The sequence below is a fragment of the Sphingobium baderi genome, assembly GCF_001456115.1.
Lineage (GTDB): Bacteria > Pseudomonadota > Alphaproteobacteria > Sphingomonadales > Sphingomonadaceae > Sphingobium > Sphingobium baderi_A.
In genome coordinates this window covers 4022282-4038684 of the sequence record NZ_CP013264.1, presented here as the reverse complement: position 1 = coordinate 4038684, position 16403 = coordinate 4022282, and the positions used below count along the sequence as shown (strand labels likewise).

Genomic DNA, 16403 nt, shown 5'->3' with positions numbered 1-16403 from the left:
TCCATATGGGGGACCAACCGGCCCGGCGCAAAGGGGTTCAGAACTGATCGGCGACGTCCAGCAAGGCGGTGAGCTTCCTTGGCGCGACGGTGCGCCAGCTTCTCTGGAGACGATCTTCCACCAGATCCCAGTCCACCTGACCAAGGTCGAGGCGGATGCCGATCCAACCCGCCGGCCCTAGATAGGCGGGGCGGTAATAGAGGTCGGGATCGCTGTCGATCAGCATCGCCTGTTCTTCCGGCGCACTGGTCTTGACCAAGAGTGCAATGATGCCGATGCCATGATGATCCTGCGTGAAATAGGCGAATTTCTTGCCCTTCTCGATACCGAAGCTGGACATTCCATGCGACAGCCCTTCGTCCGATTGGGGCAGGGCGAGGGCGCGCTGGCGGACCTGATCGAGCAGCCAGTCGGGCGAGCGTTCGCGTGTCACGAATTCAGCGAGGACATGAGGATAAAGCTGATGCTCGGCGAAGAGGGTGCGGGCGGCGAGGCTGTCCGCCGTGTCGCCGGACAGGATCGCAACTTCGATCTGGGCCAGCACCGGGCCATCGTCGAGATCGGCGGTGACGATATGGATTGAGCAGCCGCCGTGGCTATCGCCAGCATCTATGGCGCGCTGGTGCGTGTCGAGGCCTTTATATCTGGGTAGCAGGCTGGGGTGGACGTTCAGCATCCGGCCTTCCCAGCGTGCCACGAATTCGGGTGAGAGCAGGCGCATATAGCCTGCCAGTGCGACATATTCGGCCCCGGCTTTGCGGAGTTCAAGGTCGATGAGGCTGTCGAACTCGGCGCGCTTCATCCCCTTGTGGCTGTGGGCGAAGGTAGGAACGCCTTCGGCCGCCGCCAGCGCCAGACCGGGCGCGTCCGGGTTGTTGGAGGCGACCAGCGCGATCTCATAGGGGCATGTCGGGTTCTTCGCCGCATAAAGCAGCGCCGCCATATTGGAGCCGCGACCGGAAATGAGGACTGCGACTTTTGCCTTGGTCATCTACCAAACTCCGTTCGGTTCGGGCGAAGTCGAGAACCGTTCGCGCTGTCGTGTCTGGACTTCGCTCGACACGAGCGGGGGGCTATCCTAGATGCGTGGCTTTCCAATCGGCCTTGGCGCTCCATGTTTCCACCGAACCCTTGACCGTGCAGCCCTTGTCGCCCGCTTCGATCACGCCGATGCGGAAGACCGTTTCGCCTGCGCCTTCCAGCGCGGCGATGACGGCGGCGGCTTCGCCTTCATCCACGGCCAGCACCATGCCGACGCCGCAGTTGAAGGTGCGCGCCATTTCGCCCGGCTCGATATGGCCCTGCGCCTGGAGGAAGGCCATCAGGCGCGGTTGTTCCCACGCGTCGGCATCGACGACTGCGTGTGTGCCTATGGGCAGCACGCGGGGGATGTTCTCCAGCAGGCCGCCGCCGGTGATGTGGGCGAGGGCGTTGATCCTGCCTTCGCGAACCAGCGGCAGGAGTGGCTTCACATAGATGCGCGTTGGCGCCATCAGCGCGTCGATCAGCAGAACCTCGTTGTCGAACAGAGCAGGGCGGTTCAGCTTCCAGCCCTTGTCGGCGGCGAGGCGCCGGACCAGCGAATAGCCGTTCGAATGCACGCCCGACGAAGCGAGGCCCAGCAGCACATCGCCAGCTTTCACTTTGTTGCCGGTGAGCGCTTGGGTGCGTTCCACCGCGCCGACGCAGAATCCGGCGAGATCATAGTCGCCATCGGCATACATGCCTGGCATCTCCGCCGTCTCTCCGCCGATCAGCGCGCAGCCTGCCTGGCGGCAGCCTTCCGCGATGCCCGCGATTACGCGCTCGGCGATGCCGCTCTCCAGCTTGCCTGTCGCATAGTAATCCAGGAAGAACAGCGGCTCCGCGCCCTGTACGATCAAGTCGTTGGCACACATGGCGACCAGGTCGATGCCGACGCCGTCATGGCGGTCATAGTCGATGGCGAGCTTCAGCTTGGTGCCGACGCCATCATTGGCCGCGACCAGCAAGGGGTCGTCATAGCCTGCCGCTTTGAGGTCGAAGAAGCCGCCGAAGCCGCCCAGTTCCGCATTGGCGCCGGGCCGACGGGTGGACTTGGCCAACGGGGCGATGGCGCGGACCAGCGCATTGCCAGCTGCAATGTCGACGCCAGCCTTGGCGTAGCTATAGGATTCGTTGTCGCTCATATCCGCGCGACTAGAACAAAGCGCGGGAAAACGGAACGGGAAATGGGTTGCCGCTTGGCATATCGGGCAAATCTCGCCAAAAGGGCGCGCGTGAGCCTCAACATTGCCCTTCGTCGTTTGACGTTATCGCCGCAGCGTCTGCTTTCGCTCCTGTCGCGCCCGACCCAGATTGTGGTCGCCATCGCGCTCGGCCTCGCCGCAGCGGTGCTTTTCGCGCAGATGGAGGGGGAACGCGGCGTCCCGCCCATTGCCAGCGGCGGCGATTTCGAAGTGCGCGACGTCAAAGTGGATGTCGTCGCCAAGGATGCCGACAGCGCCCGCAAGGCGGGCTGGCGGCTGGCGGAGCGGCAAGCGTGGAAGATGCTCTGGGCGCGCACCCATGGAGGTGCGGGTGCGCCGGCGCTGCCCGATTCGCAGCTTGAAGGCATGATTTCCGGTATCGAGATCGAATATGAGCAGATCGGTCCGACACGCTATGTCGCGACTCTGGGCATTTTGTTCGACCGCGCGCGGACCGGGCAATTGCTGGGGGTCAGCGGCCATGTGATGCGATCGCCGCCTCTGTTGGTGATTCCGGTGTTGTGGGACGGCGGATCGGCCGTGTCCTATGAGCGGATCAACCCCTGGCAGGAAGCATGGGCGCGCTACCGCACGGGGGAAAGCGCCATCGACTATGTGCGCGTCGCCGGATCGGTGGCGGACCCCATCCTGCTTAACGCCGGGCAGATCGGGCGGCGCGGGCGCTTGTGGTGGCGTGTGCTGCTGGATCAATATGGCGCGGCGGATGTGGTGATCCCCATTGCGCGGCTGGAACGGCAATGGCCGGGCGGACCGGTGCTGGGCACCTTCACCGCGCGCTATGGCCCGGATGACAGCCTGATCGGCAGCTTCTCTTTGCGCGCCTCCAATGACAGCGCGATCCCGAAGATGATGGACGAAGCGGCGCGGCGGATCGACGCGCTTTATACCACGGCGCTGAATGACGGCCGCTTGCGGCCCGACCCCTCGCTCATCATTGAGGAGCCGGTCGATCCTGAAGCGCTGGCCATTGAAAATGCCGCGGACTTGCCGATCGAGGCGCTGGATGTCCCTGTGGAGAGCGGCATGACCACCTTTGCGGTGCAATTCGACACGCCCGACGTGGGATCGGTGGCGCAGGGCGAATCGTTGATGCGTACCATTGCCGGCGTGCGGTCCGCGTCCACCAGCAGCCTGGCGCTGGGCGGAACTTCGGTGATGCAGGTGAACTTCGTGGGGGGCGTTGACGCATTGCGAGCGGCCCTGCAGGCGCGGGGTTATACGGCGGCGGTTTCCGGCACGACGATCCGTATCCGCCGTGCAGCGACGCCTGCCGGAACCGCCAACGCCCCATGAGTCAGATCAGCCTGCCATTCGATTGGGTGGGCCAGGGGAAGGGCGAGGATTTCCTGGTCAGCGACGCCAATCGCATTGCGGTTCGTCACCTGGAAAGCTGGCGCGACTGGCCCCTGTCGGTTAGCGTGCTGACCGGGCCGCCTTTGTCAGGGCGCTCGATACTCGGGCAGCAGTTCGCCCGCATGAGCGGCGGTACGTTGATCGACGACGCGCAGGGACAGGACGAGCATAAGCTGTTCCACGCATGGAACGAGGCGCAAACGCAGCGACGGCCCTTGCTGATGATCGGTCAGGCATCCCCCGCGCAATGGACGGTGGCGCTGCCGGACCTGCGGTCCCGTCTTGCCGCCGCACCGCATGTCGCCATCGCGGAGCCGGATGAAGCGCTGGCACGCGCCTTGATCGAACGTGGGCTGGCGACGGTGGGGGCCAGCTATGCCGCAGATCTGCCCGACTGGCTGCTGCGGAGGGTGGAGCGCAGCTATGCGGGAATTGCGGGGGTGACGCGGCTGTTGAACGAGGCGTCATTGTCATCCGGGCGTAAGATTTCCGTCGCAATGGCGAAAGAGGCTCTGCAAGGAGCCGGTTTTCTGCCTATACTTCCATCCGACCCTTCCCACTGATCCCATGCGAGACATTTGTGGCCGAAGCTGATCCCTCCGCCAGCCTGACAGTGCCGGGCGAACGCTATTTCAACCGGGAGCTGAGCTGGCTGGGCTTTAATCAGCGGGTGCTGGAAGAAGCGATGAACCGGGCGCATCCCCTGCTGGAGCGGCTGCGTTTTCTGTCGATTTCGGGTGCGAATCTGGATGAGTTTTTCAGCGTGCGGGTCGCGGGGCTGAAGGGTCAGCAGTTGCAGGATGTGGACATGCGTTCCGCCGACGGGCTGACCCCGGCGCAGCAACTGGCGGCGATTACCGATGAAACGGTGCGGCTGATGGCGGCGCAGCAGAAAGTGTGGGGCGCGCTGCATGGGGAGCTGGCCCAGGTCGGGATAGAAGTGATCGGCCCCTCCAGCGAGATCGACCCGCGGGCGCAGGCATGGCTGCGCGAGCATTTCCTGACGCAGATCTTCCCGATCCTGACGCCGCAGGCGCTGGACCCGGCGCATCCCTTTCCCTTCATTCCCAATCAGGGGCTGTCGATCGTGTTCGATCTGGAACGCCTGTCGGATAAGCAGCCGATCCGCGAACTGGTGATGATCCCTTCCTCGCTCGCCCGCTTCGTTCGCATGCCGGGAGAGTCGGCGCGCTTCATGGCGCTCGAAGCGGTGATCCGTCGCTTTTCGGCAGACCTCTTCCCCGGATACCGTGTCCGCAACAGCGGCGTGTTTCGCATCATCCGCGATAGCGACATCGAGATCGAGGAAGAGGCGGAGGATCTGGTCCGCTATTTCCGCAGCGCCATCAAGCGCCGCCGTCGGGGCCGCGTGATCCGCATGGAGATCGAGGAGCGCATCCCCGAACCCGTGGAAGAGATGTTGCAGGACATGCTCCAGGGGCATGAGGCGATCGTCGCTGAGGTTGAGGGGTTCGTCGGGATCGGCGACCTGTCGAACATTGTGGATGAGGATCGGCCGGACCTGAAGTTCGAGCCTTATGCGCCGCGATTCCCAGAGCGAATCAGAGAATATGGCGGGGATTGCTTTGCGGCGATTCGGGCGAAGGATATTCTGGTCCATCACCCCTATGAAGCGTTCGATGTGGTCGTTTCGTTCCTGAAACAAGCGGCCTCCGACCCCGATGTCGTGGCGATCAAGCAGACGCTTTATCGTGCGGGCAAGCAGTCCGCGATCATCCGCGCGCTGATCGATGCGGCGGAGGCGGGCAAGTCGGTGACGGCGGTGGTCGAGCTGAAAGCGCGTTTCGACGAGGAGCAGAACCTGATGTGGGCCGACGCGCTGGAACGCGCGGGCGTGCAGGTGGTCTATGGCTTCATCGACTGGAAGACCCATGCCAAGGTGTCGATGGTGGTTCGGCGCGAGGGCGAGCAGTTCCGCACCTACTGCCATTTCGGCACAGGCAATTATCATCCCGTGACGGCGCGCATCTACACGGATTTGAGCTTTTTCACCGCCGATCCGGCCTATGGGCGCGACGCCGCCGCGCTGTTCAACTACATTACCGGCTATGTGGAGCCGCAGGCGCTGGAAAAGCTGGTCATGTCGCCGCGCGACCTTCGCAATCGCCTGTGCGAGCTGATCGAGGCGGAAATCGGCCATGTGCGCGCCGGGCGGCCCGGCACGATCTGGGCCAAGATGAACTCGCTGGTCGACCCGGCGATCATCGAAAAACTCTACGCCGCCAGCAATGCGGGAGTCGAGATCGACCTGATCGTGCGGGGCATATGCTGCCTACGTCCCGGCGTTCCGGGCATGTCGGAGAATATCCGCGTCAAGTCGGTGGTGGGCCGCTTTCTGGAGCATAGCCGCATCACGGTGTTCGGCAACGGCAAGGCGCTGCCCAATAATGGCGCGAAGCTGTTCATCAGCTCGGCGGACTGGATGCCGCGCAATTTCGACCGGCGCGTGGAGTTCCTTGCACCGATCGAGAATCCGACCGTGCATGACCAGATACTCGACCAGGTGATGGTCGCCAATCTGATCGACACGGAACAAAGCTGGGAATTGGCGAGCGACGGCCATTATCAGCGGGTCGAACCGGGCGACCGCCCGTTCAACCTGCACCGCTATTTCATGACCAATCCATCGCTGTCCGGACGCGGCGCGTCGCTGGATAGCGGAGCAGTACCGACGCTGCGCCTGCGCGCGCGGGCGGGCTGACGCGCATGAATTCCATGCTGAGCCGCGTGAGGGAGGTTGCCCAGACCATGGCGACCTCTCCCCAGGCCGCCACCGCGCGGACGGCCATCATCGATATTGGGTCCAACAGCGTGCGTCTGGTCGTCTATGACGGGCCGCGCCGTATCCCCTTCACCCTGTTCAACGAAAAGGTGATGGCGGGGCTGGGCGCGTCACTGGGCAAGACCGGGCGGATCGAATCGGAAGCCATGGAACGTGGGCTGCGGGCGGTGGCCCGCTTTGCCCATCTGTGCCGTGAAATGCGGGTGGCCGATATTCGCTGCGTGGCGACGGCGGCGGTGCGCGATGCGACCAACGGCCCGGAGTTCATCGCCCGCACGCAGGCGCTGGGCCTGGACGTGGAATTGCTGTCCGGCGCGCAGGAAGCGATCGGCGCGGCCCATGGCGTGCTGTCGGGCATTCCTGACGCGGACGGCATTGTCGGCGATCTGGGCGGCGGCAGCCTGGAACTGGCGCGGGTGCGTGACGGGGCGGTGCATCAGACCGTGTCGCTGCCGCTGGGCGTGCTGCGCCTGCCGCAGATTCGCGCCAAAGGGCCAAAGGTGTTGGAGCGGCTGCTGGCGAAGATGCTGGACAAGGCGGGCTGGCGACGCGAGCCGGGCCTGCCCTTTTACATGGTGGGAGGATCATGGCGCGCCCTGGCGCGGTTCGACATGCAGACGACGCAATTCCCTTTGCCGGTGGTCCATCAATATGAAATGCCGGCGGAACGGGCCGAGCAGCTGACCCGCATCGTATCCCATGTCGGCAAGTCGCGGCTGAAGGACATTCCGGCGATCACCGGATCGCGCGTGCCGACCCTGCCGAATGCGACGGCGTTGCTGTCGGTCGTCGTGCGCCAGTTGAAAGCGGGCAGGCTGGTCGTATCGGCCTATGGCCTGCGTGAAGGATTGCTGTTCGAGGATCTGCCCGCCCAGTTGCGCGCGCATGATCCGCTGCTGGTCGCGGCGGAAGCGGAAGGGGAGGCGCAGGCGCGCTTTCGCGGTCATGGCGACATGATCGAACGCTGGATCGCGCCGCTATTCCGTGACGATGATGCCGCCGCGCGCCGGATTCGCCGCGCCGCTTGCCTGCTGGCCGATGTCGGCTGGCGAGCCAATCCGGATTTCCGGGCGGAACGGGGCGTGGAAATCGCCATGCACAGCAATTGGGTGGGCATCACCGCGCCCGAACGGGCCATGCTGGCGCAGGCGCTTTACAGCAATTTCGGCGGGGGGGCTCAGGCTCCGGGCGGACTGGATCGCCTGGCTTCGCCCGATATGCTCAAACGCGCCACGCTGTGGGGCCTTGCAATCCGTCTGGGACAGCGGCTGTCGGGCGGCATGGAAGGGCCTTTGGCTGCGTCCCGACTGGATCGGGAGGGCGACGTGCTGGAGCTGATGCTGCGCGACGAGGATCGGGACCTGCTAGGCGAGGCGGTCGAAAAGCGGCTTCGCCAGCTCGCGCAGGCGATGGGCATGCGGCATCGCCTGACGCCCTGAAAGAGGATGGGGCCAAAAGAAAACCCGGCGATCAAGCGATCGCCGGGCCAAACGGGCCTTGGCTGGGAGCCGCCCTTATATGACTGCCTTCAGCCCTTCTTTTCGGGCGGCAGGGTGATCTTCACATTCTCGCCGCTCTGGCCGGGGAAGCCGGTGAACATCGCGTCGATCAGGTTGGGCACCAGATAGGTGAGTTTGTTCGAGAGTGACTGCGCGCTGGCCTTCCCTTCGAACAGGCGGCGATTATCGGCCGCGCGGTCGATCTTCATGATGAGATCGCTGGTATAGACGGTATAGCTCGTCACGTCGCTATAGCCGCCGCCGCCGGGGCCGAACAGCCAGGGATCGTAGAAGCCATAGCCCCATGGCCGTGTCCAGCGCCCGCGCCAGCCCCATCCGCCATAGAAGGGATCGGGCGCAAAGCCGGTCGAACGCACCCGCTCACGGCCATTATCGACATCATAGGCGACCCGGACGATCAGGTCCGCGCGCGCCGGATCGCTGGCCTGCACATAGCCGGTCTGGCTGAGGCGCTGGCCGACCAGATCGGCATAATGGCCAAATTCCAGTCCGCCCGCGAGGCGGGGATCGTCGGCGACGATGGTGAAGCTTTGCCCGGCGGGGGCGGGGAGCTGCTGAAAACGGGCGACATCCGCCTTGAACGATGTAGCGCAACCCGAAAGCGCCACAAGCGCCAGCGCTGGCGCCGCAATCATGCCGATCTTCTTGAAACGGATCATTTTCCTGCGTCCTGTATCAGGCCGTCATGGCCTGCCAATAGTCTTGCGCCCTGCCATAGCAAAACGCAACTGAACATCGTTTGAACGCGCGAGCGGGGCGAACGGGCGCAAAACCATGCTCTGTCATTGCCAAGACGCCGCCGGCGGCTTTGTTCCGTCATGGCTTGCGAAATGGCAGCGTGATGTCGCCCGCCAGATCTTTACCGCATCAATCCCATGGCGTCATATGCCGCGCGCAGCGTCGGTTCCGCCGCCGCCGAAGCCCTGGCCGCTCCTTTTTCAAGGATGGCGTCCAGCGCCGCATCGTCGGTCCGCAACTCCAGGAAGCGTTCCCGAATCGGGCGCAGCGTTTCGACCAGCAATTCGCCCAGCGCTGGCTTGAACGCGCCGAATCCCTTGCCCGCGAATTCCGCGCATACCGAATCCGCCGTCCGGTTCGAAAGCGTCGCGTAGATGCCGACCAGATTGTTCGCCTCCGGCCGCCCAGCCAGTCCCTCCGCCGTTTCCGGCAACGGTTCGGGGTCGGTCTTGGCCTTCTTCACCTTTTGCATGATGGCGTCGTCGTCATCGGTCAGGTTGATGCGGCTCATGTCGCTGGGATCGGATTTGGACATCTTCGCCGTGCCATCGCGCAGGGACATGATGCGCGCCGATTCCCGGGGAATGATCGGATCGGGCAGGGTGAACAGCTCTACGCCGAAATCGGTGTTGAACTTGGCCGCGATGTCGCGCGACAGTTCCAGATGCTGCTTCTGGTCCTCACCCACCGGCACATGGGTCGCGTTGTAGACGAGGATGTCGGCGGCCTGCAGCACCGGATAGACGAACAGGCCGACCGAAGCGCCCTCGCGGTCCTTGCCTGCCTTGTCCTTGAACTGGGTCATGCGATTGAGCCAGCCGATGCGGGCGGTGCCATTGAGCAACCAGCACAGCTCCGCATGGGCGGGCACCCGCGCCTGATTGAAGAGGACCGAGCGATCCGGGTCGATCCCCGCCGCCACCAGCGCGGCGGCCATGTCGCGGACATTGCGGATGCGCTGCTCGCGGCCTTCATGGATGGTGATCGAATGCATGTCGGCGAGGAAGAAGAAGCACTGGCTTTCGCTGTCCATCTCATCCTGCATCCGCACCCAGTTGCGGATCGCGCCGAGGTAGTTGCCAAGGTGCAGATTGCCGGTGGGCTGGATGCCGGAAAGGACGCGCATGATATTTTTAGCTCGCTTTGGGCGGACGGCGCAGGGCCGCGCGCAGTTCGGATAGGGTGTAGGCCCTGAAGATCAGGGACGCCGCCCCATAGACCAGACCGCCGATGCCGCACAACAGGCCAAGCGCGACGATGCGCTCCATCAGGCCCTTCGCCATATAGGGGTCGAAAAGCGGGTTCATGAACCATAGCGCCACGCCCATCAGCGTGCTCGCCGCGATGATCCGCACGGCCTTCGCCCGAAAGCGCGCGTCCATCCGCAACTGGTCGCGCCGGTGCAGCAGCCAATAGAGCGCGATGACATTGACCCAGGCCGCAATCGCGGTGGAGATCGCCACGCCCACATGGCCAAAGGGCCAGATCAGCGTCAGATTGCCGACGAGGTTGAACAGCATGGAAAAGACCGCGACGCGCACCGGCGTCTTCGTATCCTGCCGCGCATAGAAGCCGGGCGTCAGCACCTTGATGAGGACATAGGCCGGGACGCCCACGGCAAACGCCGCCAATGCTCCCGCCGCGCCGATGGTGTCGGCAGGGGTGAAGGCCCCATGCTGGAGCAGCCCCCGGATCAGCGGCGTCGCCGATATGCAGAGCGCGACGGCGGCGGGCAGAGCGAGGAACAGCGACAGTTCCATCGCCCGGTTCTGGGTATGGCTGGCCGCATCTTCATTGCCCGACCCGATCTGACGAGAGAGCGCCGGGAGGATCGCAGTCCCCACGCCAATGCCGATCAGCCCCAGTGGCAACTGATTGAGCCGGTCCGCATAATAAAGATAGCTGACCGCACCTTGCGGCAGGAAGCGCGCGGCGAGGCTGGTGGAAATGAGCAGGTTGAACTGCACCGCCCCCGCACCCAGCGCGGCGGGACCGATCAGCGCCAGCAGCCGCCTCACCTGCGGCGACAGGCGCGGCAGGCCCAGTTTCAGCACGACGCCCGCTTGCCGGCAGGAAATCATCAGCCACGCCAACTGCATCACGCCTGATACAGTGACGGCGATGGCCTGGGTATAGGCCGTCTCGACGGCGGTGTCGCCGTGGAAGAACAGGATCGCGACGATCATGCAGATATTCAGCAACACCGGCGCCGCTGCGTTCACCCAGAAACGGTCGAGTGAATTGAGGATTCCGCCCAGCAGCGACACGATGCTGATGAGCGCCAGATAGGGAAAGGTGATCTGCGTCAACCGCACGGCCAGCTGGAACTTTTCCGGCCCGCCATCGGGGAAGCCGCCCGTCATCGCCCAGACGACCGGCCCGGCCAGCACCATCATCAGGACGGTGAAGACAAGCAGCACCGGGAACAGCACGGACAGCACCTGCCCGGCAAAGGCGACCGCCGCCGCCTTGCCGCTGCCCGGATCGTCGCGGTCATGTTCCGCCATGGTCCGGTTGAACATCGGCACGAAGACGGCGGAAAAAGCCCCTTCCGCAAAGAGCGCGCGAAAAAGATTGGGCAGCCGCCATGCGATCAGGAAGGCGTCGGACGCCAGCCCCGCGCCCAGGAAACGCGCCACCAGCATGTCGCGCACCATGCCCAGCACGCGGCTCACCAGCGTCAGTCCGCCGATGGTGGAGGTGGCTCTTAAAAGGCCCATGGCTTTACCCTGATCCCCGCTCGTTCCGCGTTGGTGTCGGGCGAGCGGGGAGGAAGATCAAGGCCGCGCCGCTCAGGCGTGGCCCGCCGGCTCGCCGGCGGTCTGCGCCATGGCCTGCGCCTGTTGCAGGTAAAGCCCACCGAAATCGATGGGATCGAGCAGCAGCGGCGGGAAGCCGCCGTCGCGGATCGCGTCGGCCAGCACCCGGCGCGCGAAGGGGAAGAGCAGACGCGGCGCTTCGGCCAGCAGGAAAGGCTGGGCCTGATCCTCCGGCACGTTCCGCATCCCGAACAGCCCGGCATAGAGCAGTTCGACGGCGAAGGCGGTGCCCTGCGGCGCGACGGCCTTCACTTCGATCTTCAGCGACACTTCGACCACCTCATCGCCCACCTTGTCGGCGCCGATGTTGAACTGCACGTCGATCTGGGGCTGGTCGGGCCATTGATAGACGGCGGGCGCGTTCGGATTTTCGAAAGACAGATCCTTGGCATATTGGCTGATGAGCGCGATCTGCGGCCCGTTGTCCGCGCCGTTGGGCTGGTTGTTGTCGATGATGTCGGCGTCTTCGGCCATGTCCTGTCCCCGCTGATGATGAATGCCGGACGCGCTGCGCGCCCCATTTGAATGATTGACCCGCGCGCTTAGCAGGGGCCGCGGGGCAGGGCAATGGCGGCGCTTGGCCGATGCGAGCGTCCCCGGCATTTGAAGTTGAAGCGAAACATGCCTATGTAGGCAGGAACCATTATTGCCAAAAAGGGTATTTGCCCCCGTGTATGTAATCGTCATCCTCGCCCTGATCGCCGGTTTTCTGGCGTTGCGGCTTTATTCCGTGCTGGGAAAGCGCACGGGGCATGAGCAGGAGCCTGCCCTGCGCCCGGCGGAAGAGCGCGCCAAGGTGACGGTCCTGCAACCCCGGCCCGTGCCGGACATGGGCGGCGATTCGGTGCGCCTGTCCGACGGCTTGCTCGCACCGGGAGCGGAAAATGGCGTGCGCGCCCTGATTTCCGCCGACCGCAATTTCGACGTTCCGCAGTTCGTGGACGGTGCGAAGAGCGCGTATAAGATGGTGCTCGAAGCCTTTTGGCGCGGCGACCGGGATGAATTGGCATGGTTGTGCGACAGCGACGTGTTCGCTTCCTTCCAGGAAGCAATCACCGCGCGCGAGGCGGACGGGCATGTTCTCGATAACCGTCTCGTCCGTATCGAAAAGGCGCAGATCGTCGAAGCCTCGATCCAGGGTGGCATCGCCGAAGTGGCCCTGCGTTTCGAGGCGGATATCGCCGCCGTCACCCGTGACAAGGACGGCAATGTCGTCGCCGGGTCGCTGACCGACGCGGTCGGCACCAATGACATCTGGACCTTCACCCGCGATATCCGTAGCGCGGACCCCAACTGGAAGCTCAGCGAAACCGACGAGGCAGCATGAGCCTGCGCCAGTCGGGGGGGGTGCTGACCGCAGCGCTGATGCTGTCTGCGTGCGCGGGCGGCCTGATCCCGCCTTCCGCCGGTGGGCCATCGCCGAGCCGTCCGGCGCCGGAGAGCGGGCCGCCATCTTCCGCTGGTGAAACGGCGACCAAACCCGTGCCCTCGACGCCGCGTCCGACGCTGCCGGCCACGCCGCCGCCGGTGCAACCCGTCGATCAGCAGGGCACCGCCGCCGCGGCCGGCGTGACGCGTGGTCCGGACATCGCAAGCCTCATTCCCTCGGGCGAACGCTCCCGCGCGGCCCTTCAGGCATTCCGCCTGTCCTGCCCGACGTTGATGCGCCGCACGGATCAGAGCGGCCTGACCCGCGGATCGGACTGGAACAATGCCTGCGCCGCCGCATCGAGCTGGCCCGAAGCGAGCGCCTCGGAATTCTTCTCCCGCTATTTCGAAGCGGTGCAGGTAGGGGAGGGCACAGCCTTCGTCACCGGCTATTATGAACCGGAAATATCGGGATCGCGCACGCGTCAGCCGGGTTATCAGGTGCCAATCTACCGCCGCCCCAATGATCTGATCGACGTCGATCTCGGCCAGTTCAGCGAAAGCCTCAAGGGCAAGTCCATTCGCGGCAAGGTCAGCGGCACGAAGTTCATCCCCTATGACGAACGCTCGCAGATTGTGGATGGATCGCTGTCCGGGCGCGGGCTGGAACTGGCCTGGGCGGCCGATCCGGTCGAATTCTTCTTCCTCCAGGTACAGGGCAGCGGACGTTTGCTGTTGCCCGATGGCGGGGTCATGCGGATCGGCTATGACGGGCAGAACGGGCGCGATTATACCGGCATCGGCAAGCTGATGAAGGATCGTGGCCTGATCCAGGCCGGTTCCATGCAGGACATCATGCAATATCTACGCGCGCATCCGGCCGAAGGCGCGGCGATCATGGATGAGAATAAGAGCTTTGTTTTCTTCCGCGAACTCACCGGTGCTGGGCCGGTCGGCGCACTGGGCGTTGCGGTGACGCCCGAAGCGACCGTGGCGGCCGATCCCAAATATGTGCCGCTGGGCGCGCCGGTGCTGCTTTCGCTCGACCGGGCGGAACCCAATGGCATCTGGATCGCGCAGGACACGGGCGGCGCGATCAAGGGCGCGAACCGATTCGACAGCTTCTGGGGCGCGGGCGCGAAGGCGCGCAGCGTTGCGGGCGGCATGTCGGCGCGGGGCAGCGCGCTGGTCCTGTTGCCGATCGGTTCCTATGCCCGGCTGAGTGGTCGATGATTTCCCACCATGCCGCGGCGTTCGCTTTCTCCTGAAGAGCAGGCGCTCTGGGCGGCGTTGACCCGCTCGGTAAAGCCAATCCGCGCGGCTGCCCGAATGCCGGCGCCAGCGGTTGTTCCGATAAAGCCGGTCGAGCCAAAAAGGTTAACGCCATCGTCAGCGCGTCCATTCGTCGCGCCACCGGCACGCTCCCCCGCAGCCATTCTGGATTCAGGCTGGGAACGCCGAATCCGCGGCGGCAATCTGGTCCCTGACATGACCATCGACCTGCATGGCCATACGCTGTCTTCGGCCCATGTCCGGCTGGGCCAGGCGATCGCGCTGGGGCTGGCGCAGGGGGCGCGAATCTTGCTTGTCATTACGGGAAAACCACCGAAAAGCGCGGCTTTTGACAGCCACTCGCGGCGCGGCGCGATCCGGGGGGAGATTGGCCATTGGCTTGAAACCGGCAGCTATGCCGACCGCATTGCCAGCGTCCGCGCCGCCCATCCGCGCCATGGCGGCGATGGTGCGCTTTATGTGATCCTGCGTCGGTCGCGATAACGCTTTTTCTGCGTTGGCGCAGACCATTTCTTAACCACTGTCCTTCATATCCTGATGATCCATCCGGTCATTCCGGCACAGCAAGATAAGGAGGCATATGCAGGGCGTTACAATGACGAGTCGCGCCACCGCCTTTGCTTGTGCCGCGGGCGCGGTGGTTTTCATTCTTTCGTTGCTGCTGGGACCGGGGCAGGATCGGCAGATCGCCGACATCGGTCGTTCGCTCATCATCGCCATATTGTGCGGCACGTTGAGCTGGGCTTCAGCGCGTCGCACCGTCGCGACCATAGCCGCCGCGCTCGACCGCGCGACCGACCGCTTGCTCGCCGCCGCGCATGGCGATCTGCAATCGCCCGTGCCGCCTGAAGCGACCAAGGAACTGCCCGACCTTTCGGTGGCGATGGAAAGTCTGTTCAGCCAGGTCCGCACCAATCTCGACCATGTGCAGGCGCTGGCGCTGTTCGATCAGGTGACGGGCCTTGCCAATCGCACCAGCTTTTGCCGGCAGGTGGAGCGCCTGCTGATCGAGCGGCGGGACGCGGGCACCGCCGCGCTGTTCTTCATTGATCTCGATGGCTTCAAGAATGTGAATGACACGCTGGGCCATGCCGCGGGCGACCAGTTGCTGGCGCGCGTCGCGGGGCGGCTGCGCGAAGTGGTGATGGCGCAGGTCGGCGCGGGCGTCGGCGATGCGGTGATCGGTCGTCTGGCGGGCGATGAATTCACCCTGTTCTTCCCCAGCCTCCCCGGCCGCGACGCGGCGGCCAAGGTCGCGCGCTCGGTTCAGTTCGCGCTGGGCGAGCGGTTCGACCTTGGCAGCCAGCATGTCGATCTGGGCGCTTCCATCGGCATCGCCTGCTGCCCCGATCATGCCGATACCCTGCCGGGCCTGCTGCGCGCGGCCGACATCGCCATGTATCATGCAAAGGATGAAGGGCGCGGGCGGACCGAGATGTTCACCGCCGAACTGGCGCTGAAGGCGGCGGACCGGGCCGAACTGGAGCGCGACCTGCTCCGCGCGTTGGAGCGGGAGGAGTTCCTGCTGGAATTTCAGCCGCAGATCGAAAGCCTGAGCGGCCGGGCGGTCGCGGCCGAGGCACTGGTCCGCTGGGCCCATCCCGAGCGCGATCTCGTCATGCCCGGACTATTTGTGCCGATCGCGGAGGAAAGCGGGGTTATCGTCGCGCTGGGCGACTGGGTGATGGACCGGGTCTGCGAAACCGCAGCGCGCTGGGCGCGGGCGGGCATCGCGCACCGCATCGCGATCAACATCTCCAGCCGCGAACTGGAGCAGGCCGATTTCTTCCTGCGCCTGCGGCATGCCATGGCGACACATGCCACGCCGCCCGTCATGCTGGAACTGGAGATCAGTGAATCGTTGGCGATGGATATGGAAGCGCGCCTGCTCGACCAGCTAGGCGCGCTGCGCCGCGAGGGCGTGCGCGTGGCGATCGACGGTTTCGGCACCGGCTATTCCAACCTGTCGCGGCTCAAGGACTTGCCGGTAGACCGGATCAAGATCGACCGCAGCCTGGTGCGCGACATCGCCATATCGGCGGAGGCGCGGACGATATGCACCGCCATTGTCGGTCTGCTCCAGGGACTTGGCCTTGAAGTGGTGGTCGAGGGGGTCGAAAATCAGGCGCAGATGGACATGCTGCGCGTTATCGGCTGCACTCTGTTCCAGGGCTATCATTTCGACCCGCCAATGCGGGAGCTGGCCTATATCGGCCGTTACGCGCCGCAGCCTTCGCTGGACCAGCGCGACATAGGTTGA

At 64.7% G+C, this 16403-nt stretch carries 14 protein-coding genes; 8 read left to right on the top strand and 6 right to left on the bottom strand.

The genetic code is table 11. The features are described 5' to 3' along the window. Nucleotides 1-37: 37 nt before the first annotated feature. Nucleotides 38-991 (bottom strand): phosphoribosylglycinamide formyltransferase, encoded by a 954-nt coding sequence (gene purN, locus ATN00_RS19765; protein ID WP_062068083.1) that lies wholly within the window; start codon nt 989-991, stop codon nt 38-40. Between the two features lie 82 nt (nt 992-1073). Next, nucleotides 1074-2168 carry a phosphoribosylformylglycinamidine cyclo-ligase gene (gene purM, locus ATN00_RS19760; protein ID WP_062068082.1) on the bottom strand — a complete coding sequence of 365 codons (1095 nt, stop codon included), beginning with the start codon at nt 2166-2168 and terminating at the stop codon, nt 1074-1076. 90 nt (nt 2169-2258) lie between these two features. Between purM and ATN00_RS19755 the strand changes: the two genes are divergently transcribed. From ATN00_RS19755 to ATN00_RS19740, 4 genes are read left to right on the top strand one after another with little or no spacing between them, the layout of a single operon-like run. Further along, on the top strand, nt 2259-3542 hold the full coding sequence (locus ATN00_RS19755) for a hypothetical protein (RefSeq protein WP_062069039.1): 1284 nt from the start codon (nt 2259-2261) through the stop codon (nt 3540-3542). Next, complete coding sequence (locus ATN00_RS19750) at nt 3539-4165, top strand: P-loop NTPase family protein (protein WP_062068080.1); 627 nt, start codon at nt 3539-3541, stop codon at nt 4163-4165. The genes ATN00_RS19755 and ATN00_RS19750 overlap by 4 nt, the downstream gene beginning before the upstream one ends. Nucleotides 4166-4182: 17 nt before the next feature. Further along, nucleotides 4183-6324, top strand: coding sequence for an RNA degradosome polyphosphate kinase (locus tag ATN00_RS19745; RefSeq protein WP_062068078.1), 2142 nt, complete (start codon nt 4183-4185; stop codon nt 6322-6324). A gap of 5 nt (nt 6325-6329) precedes the next feature. Beyond that, nucleotides 6330-7844 carry a Ppx/GppA family phosphatase gene (locus ATN00_RS19740; protein ID WP_062068076.1) on the top strand — a complete coding sequence of 505 codons (1515 nt, stop codon included), beginning with the start codon at nt 6330-6332 and terminating at the stop codon, nt 7842-7844. An 89-nt stretch (nt 7845-7933) separates the two neighbouring features. Here ATN00_RS19740 and ATN00_RS19735 read toward each other — a convergent pair whose 3' ends face one another. From ATN00_RS19735 to secB, 4 genes are all read right to left on the bottom strand, one after another. After that, entirely contained in the window at nt 7934-8584 is a 651-nt protein-coding gene (locus ATN00_RS19735) for a DUF4136 domain-containing protein (protein WP_062068074.1), read from the bottom strand. A gap of 200 nt (nt 8585-8784) precedes the next feature. Then, entirely contained in the window at nt 8785-9789 is a 1005-nt protein-coding gene (trpS, locus tag ATN00_RS19730) for a tryptophan--tRNA ligase (RefSeq protein WP_062068068.1), read from the bottom strand. A 7-nt stretch (nt 9790-9796) separates the two neighbouring features. After that, on the bottom strand, nt 9797-11383 hold the full coding sequence (murJ, locus tag ATN00_RS19725) for a murein biosynthesis integral membrane protein MurJ (RefSeq protein WP_062068066.1): 1587 nt from the start codon (nt 11381-11383) through the stop codon (nt 9797-9799). 72 nt (nt 11384-11455) lie between these two features. After that, nucleotides 11456-11956 carry a protein-export chaperone SecB gene (gene secB / locus ATN00_RS19720; protein ID WP_062069037.1) on the bottom strand — a complete coding sequence of 167 codons (501 nt, stop codon included), beginning with the start codon at nt 11954-11956 and terminating at the stop codon, nt 11456-11458. 196 nt (nt 11957-12152) lie between these two features. On the opposite strand from secB, the gene ATN00_RS19715 reads away from it, so the two are divergent. The 4 genes from ATN00_RS19715 (at nt 12153) to ATN00_RS19700 (ending at nt 16403) form a co-directional block, all read left to right on the top strand. Continuing rightward, on the top strand, nt 12153-12809 hold the full coding sequence (locus tag ATN00_RS19715) for a Tim44/TimA family putative adaptor protein (protein WP_062068062.1): 657 nt from the start codon (nt 12153-12155) through the stop codon (nt 12807-12809). Then, a complete protein-coding gene (gene mltA / locus ATN00_RS19710; protein ID WP_062068060.1) occupies nt 12806-14083 on the top strand; it encodes a murein transglycosylase A in 1278 nt (425 codons plus the stop codon). Before ATN00_RS19715 ends, mltA begins: the two co-directional genes overlap by 4 nt. 9 nt (nt 14084-14092) lie before the next feature. Continuing rightward, on the top strand, nt 14093-14626 hold the full coding sequence (locus tag ATN00_RS19705) for a Smr/MutS family protein (protein ID WP_062068058.1): 534 nt from the start codon (nt 14093-14095) through the stop codon (nt 14624-14626). Nucleotides 14627-14723: 97 nt separating this feature from the next. Continuing rightward, on the top strand, nt 14724-16403 hold the full coding sequence (locus ATN00_RS19700; RefSeq protein WP_062068056.1) for a putative bifunctional diguanylate cyclase/phosphodiesterase: 1680 nt from the start codon (nt 14724-14726) through the stop codon (nt 16401-16403).

Excerpts from the sequence above, each read along its gene's own strand:
- trpS (WP_062068068.1), bottom strand. The coding sequence starts at position 9,789 with ATGCGCGTCCTTTCCGGCATCCAGCCCACCGGCAATCTGCACCTTGGC.
- murJ (WP_062068066.1), bottom strand. The coding sequence starts at position 11,383 with ATGGGCCTTTTAAGAGCCACCTCCACCATCGGCGGACTGACGCTGGTG.
- purN (WP_062068083.1), bottom strand. The coding sequence starts at position 991 with ATGACCAAGGCAAAAGTCGCAGTCCTCATTTCCGGTCGCGGCTCCAAT.
- ATN00_RS19700 (WP_062068056.1), top strand. The coding sequence starts at position 14,724 with ATGCAGGGCGTTACAATGACGAGTCGCGCCACCGCCTTTGCTTGTGCC.
- ATN00_RS19705 (WP_062068058.1), top strand. The coding sequence starts at position 14,093 with ATGCCGCGGCGTTCGCTTTCTCCTGAAGAGCAGGCGCTCTGGGCGGCG.
- ATN00_RS19750 (WP_062068080.1), top strand. The coding sequence starts at position 3,539 with ATGAGTCAGATCAGCCTGCCATTCGATTGGGTGGGCCAGGGGAAGGGC.
- purM (WP_062068082.1), bottom strand. The coding sequence starts at position 2,168 with ATGAGCGACAACGAATCCTATAGCTACGCCAAGGCTGGCGTCGACATT.
- mltA (WP_062068060.1), top strand. The coding sequence starts at position 12,806 with ATGAGCCTGCGCCAGTCGGGGGGGGTGCTGACCGCAGCGCTGATGCTG.
- ATN00_RS19735 (WP_062068074.1), bottom strand. The coding sequence starts at position 8,584 with ATGATCCGTTTCAAGAAGATCGGCATGATTGCGGCGCCAGCGCTGGCG.
- ATN00_RS19740 (WP_062068076.1), top strand. The coding sequence starts at position 6,330 with ATGAATTCCATGCTGAGCCGCGTGAGGGAGGTTGCCCAGACCATGGCG.
- secB (WP_062069037.1), bottom strand. The coding sequence starts at position 11,956 with ATGGCCGAAGACGCCGACATCATCGACAACAACCAGCCCAACGGCGCG.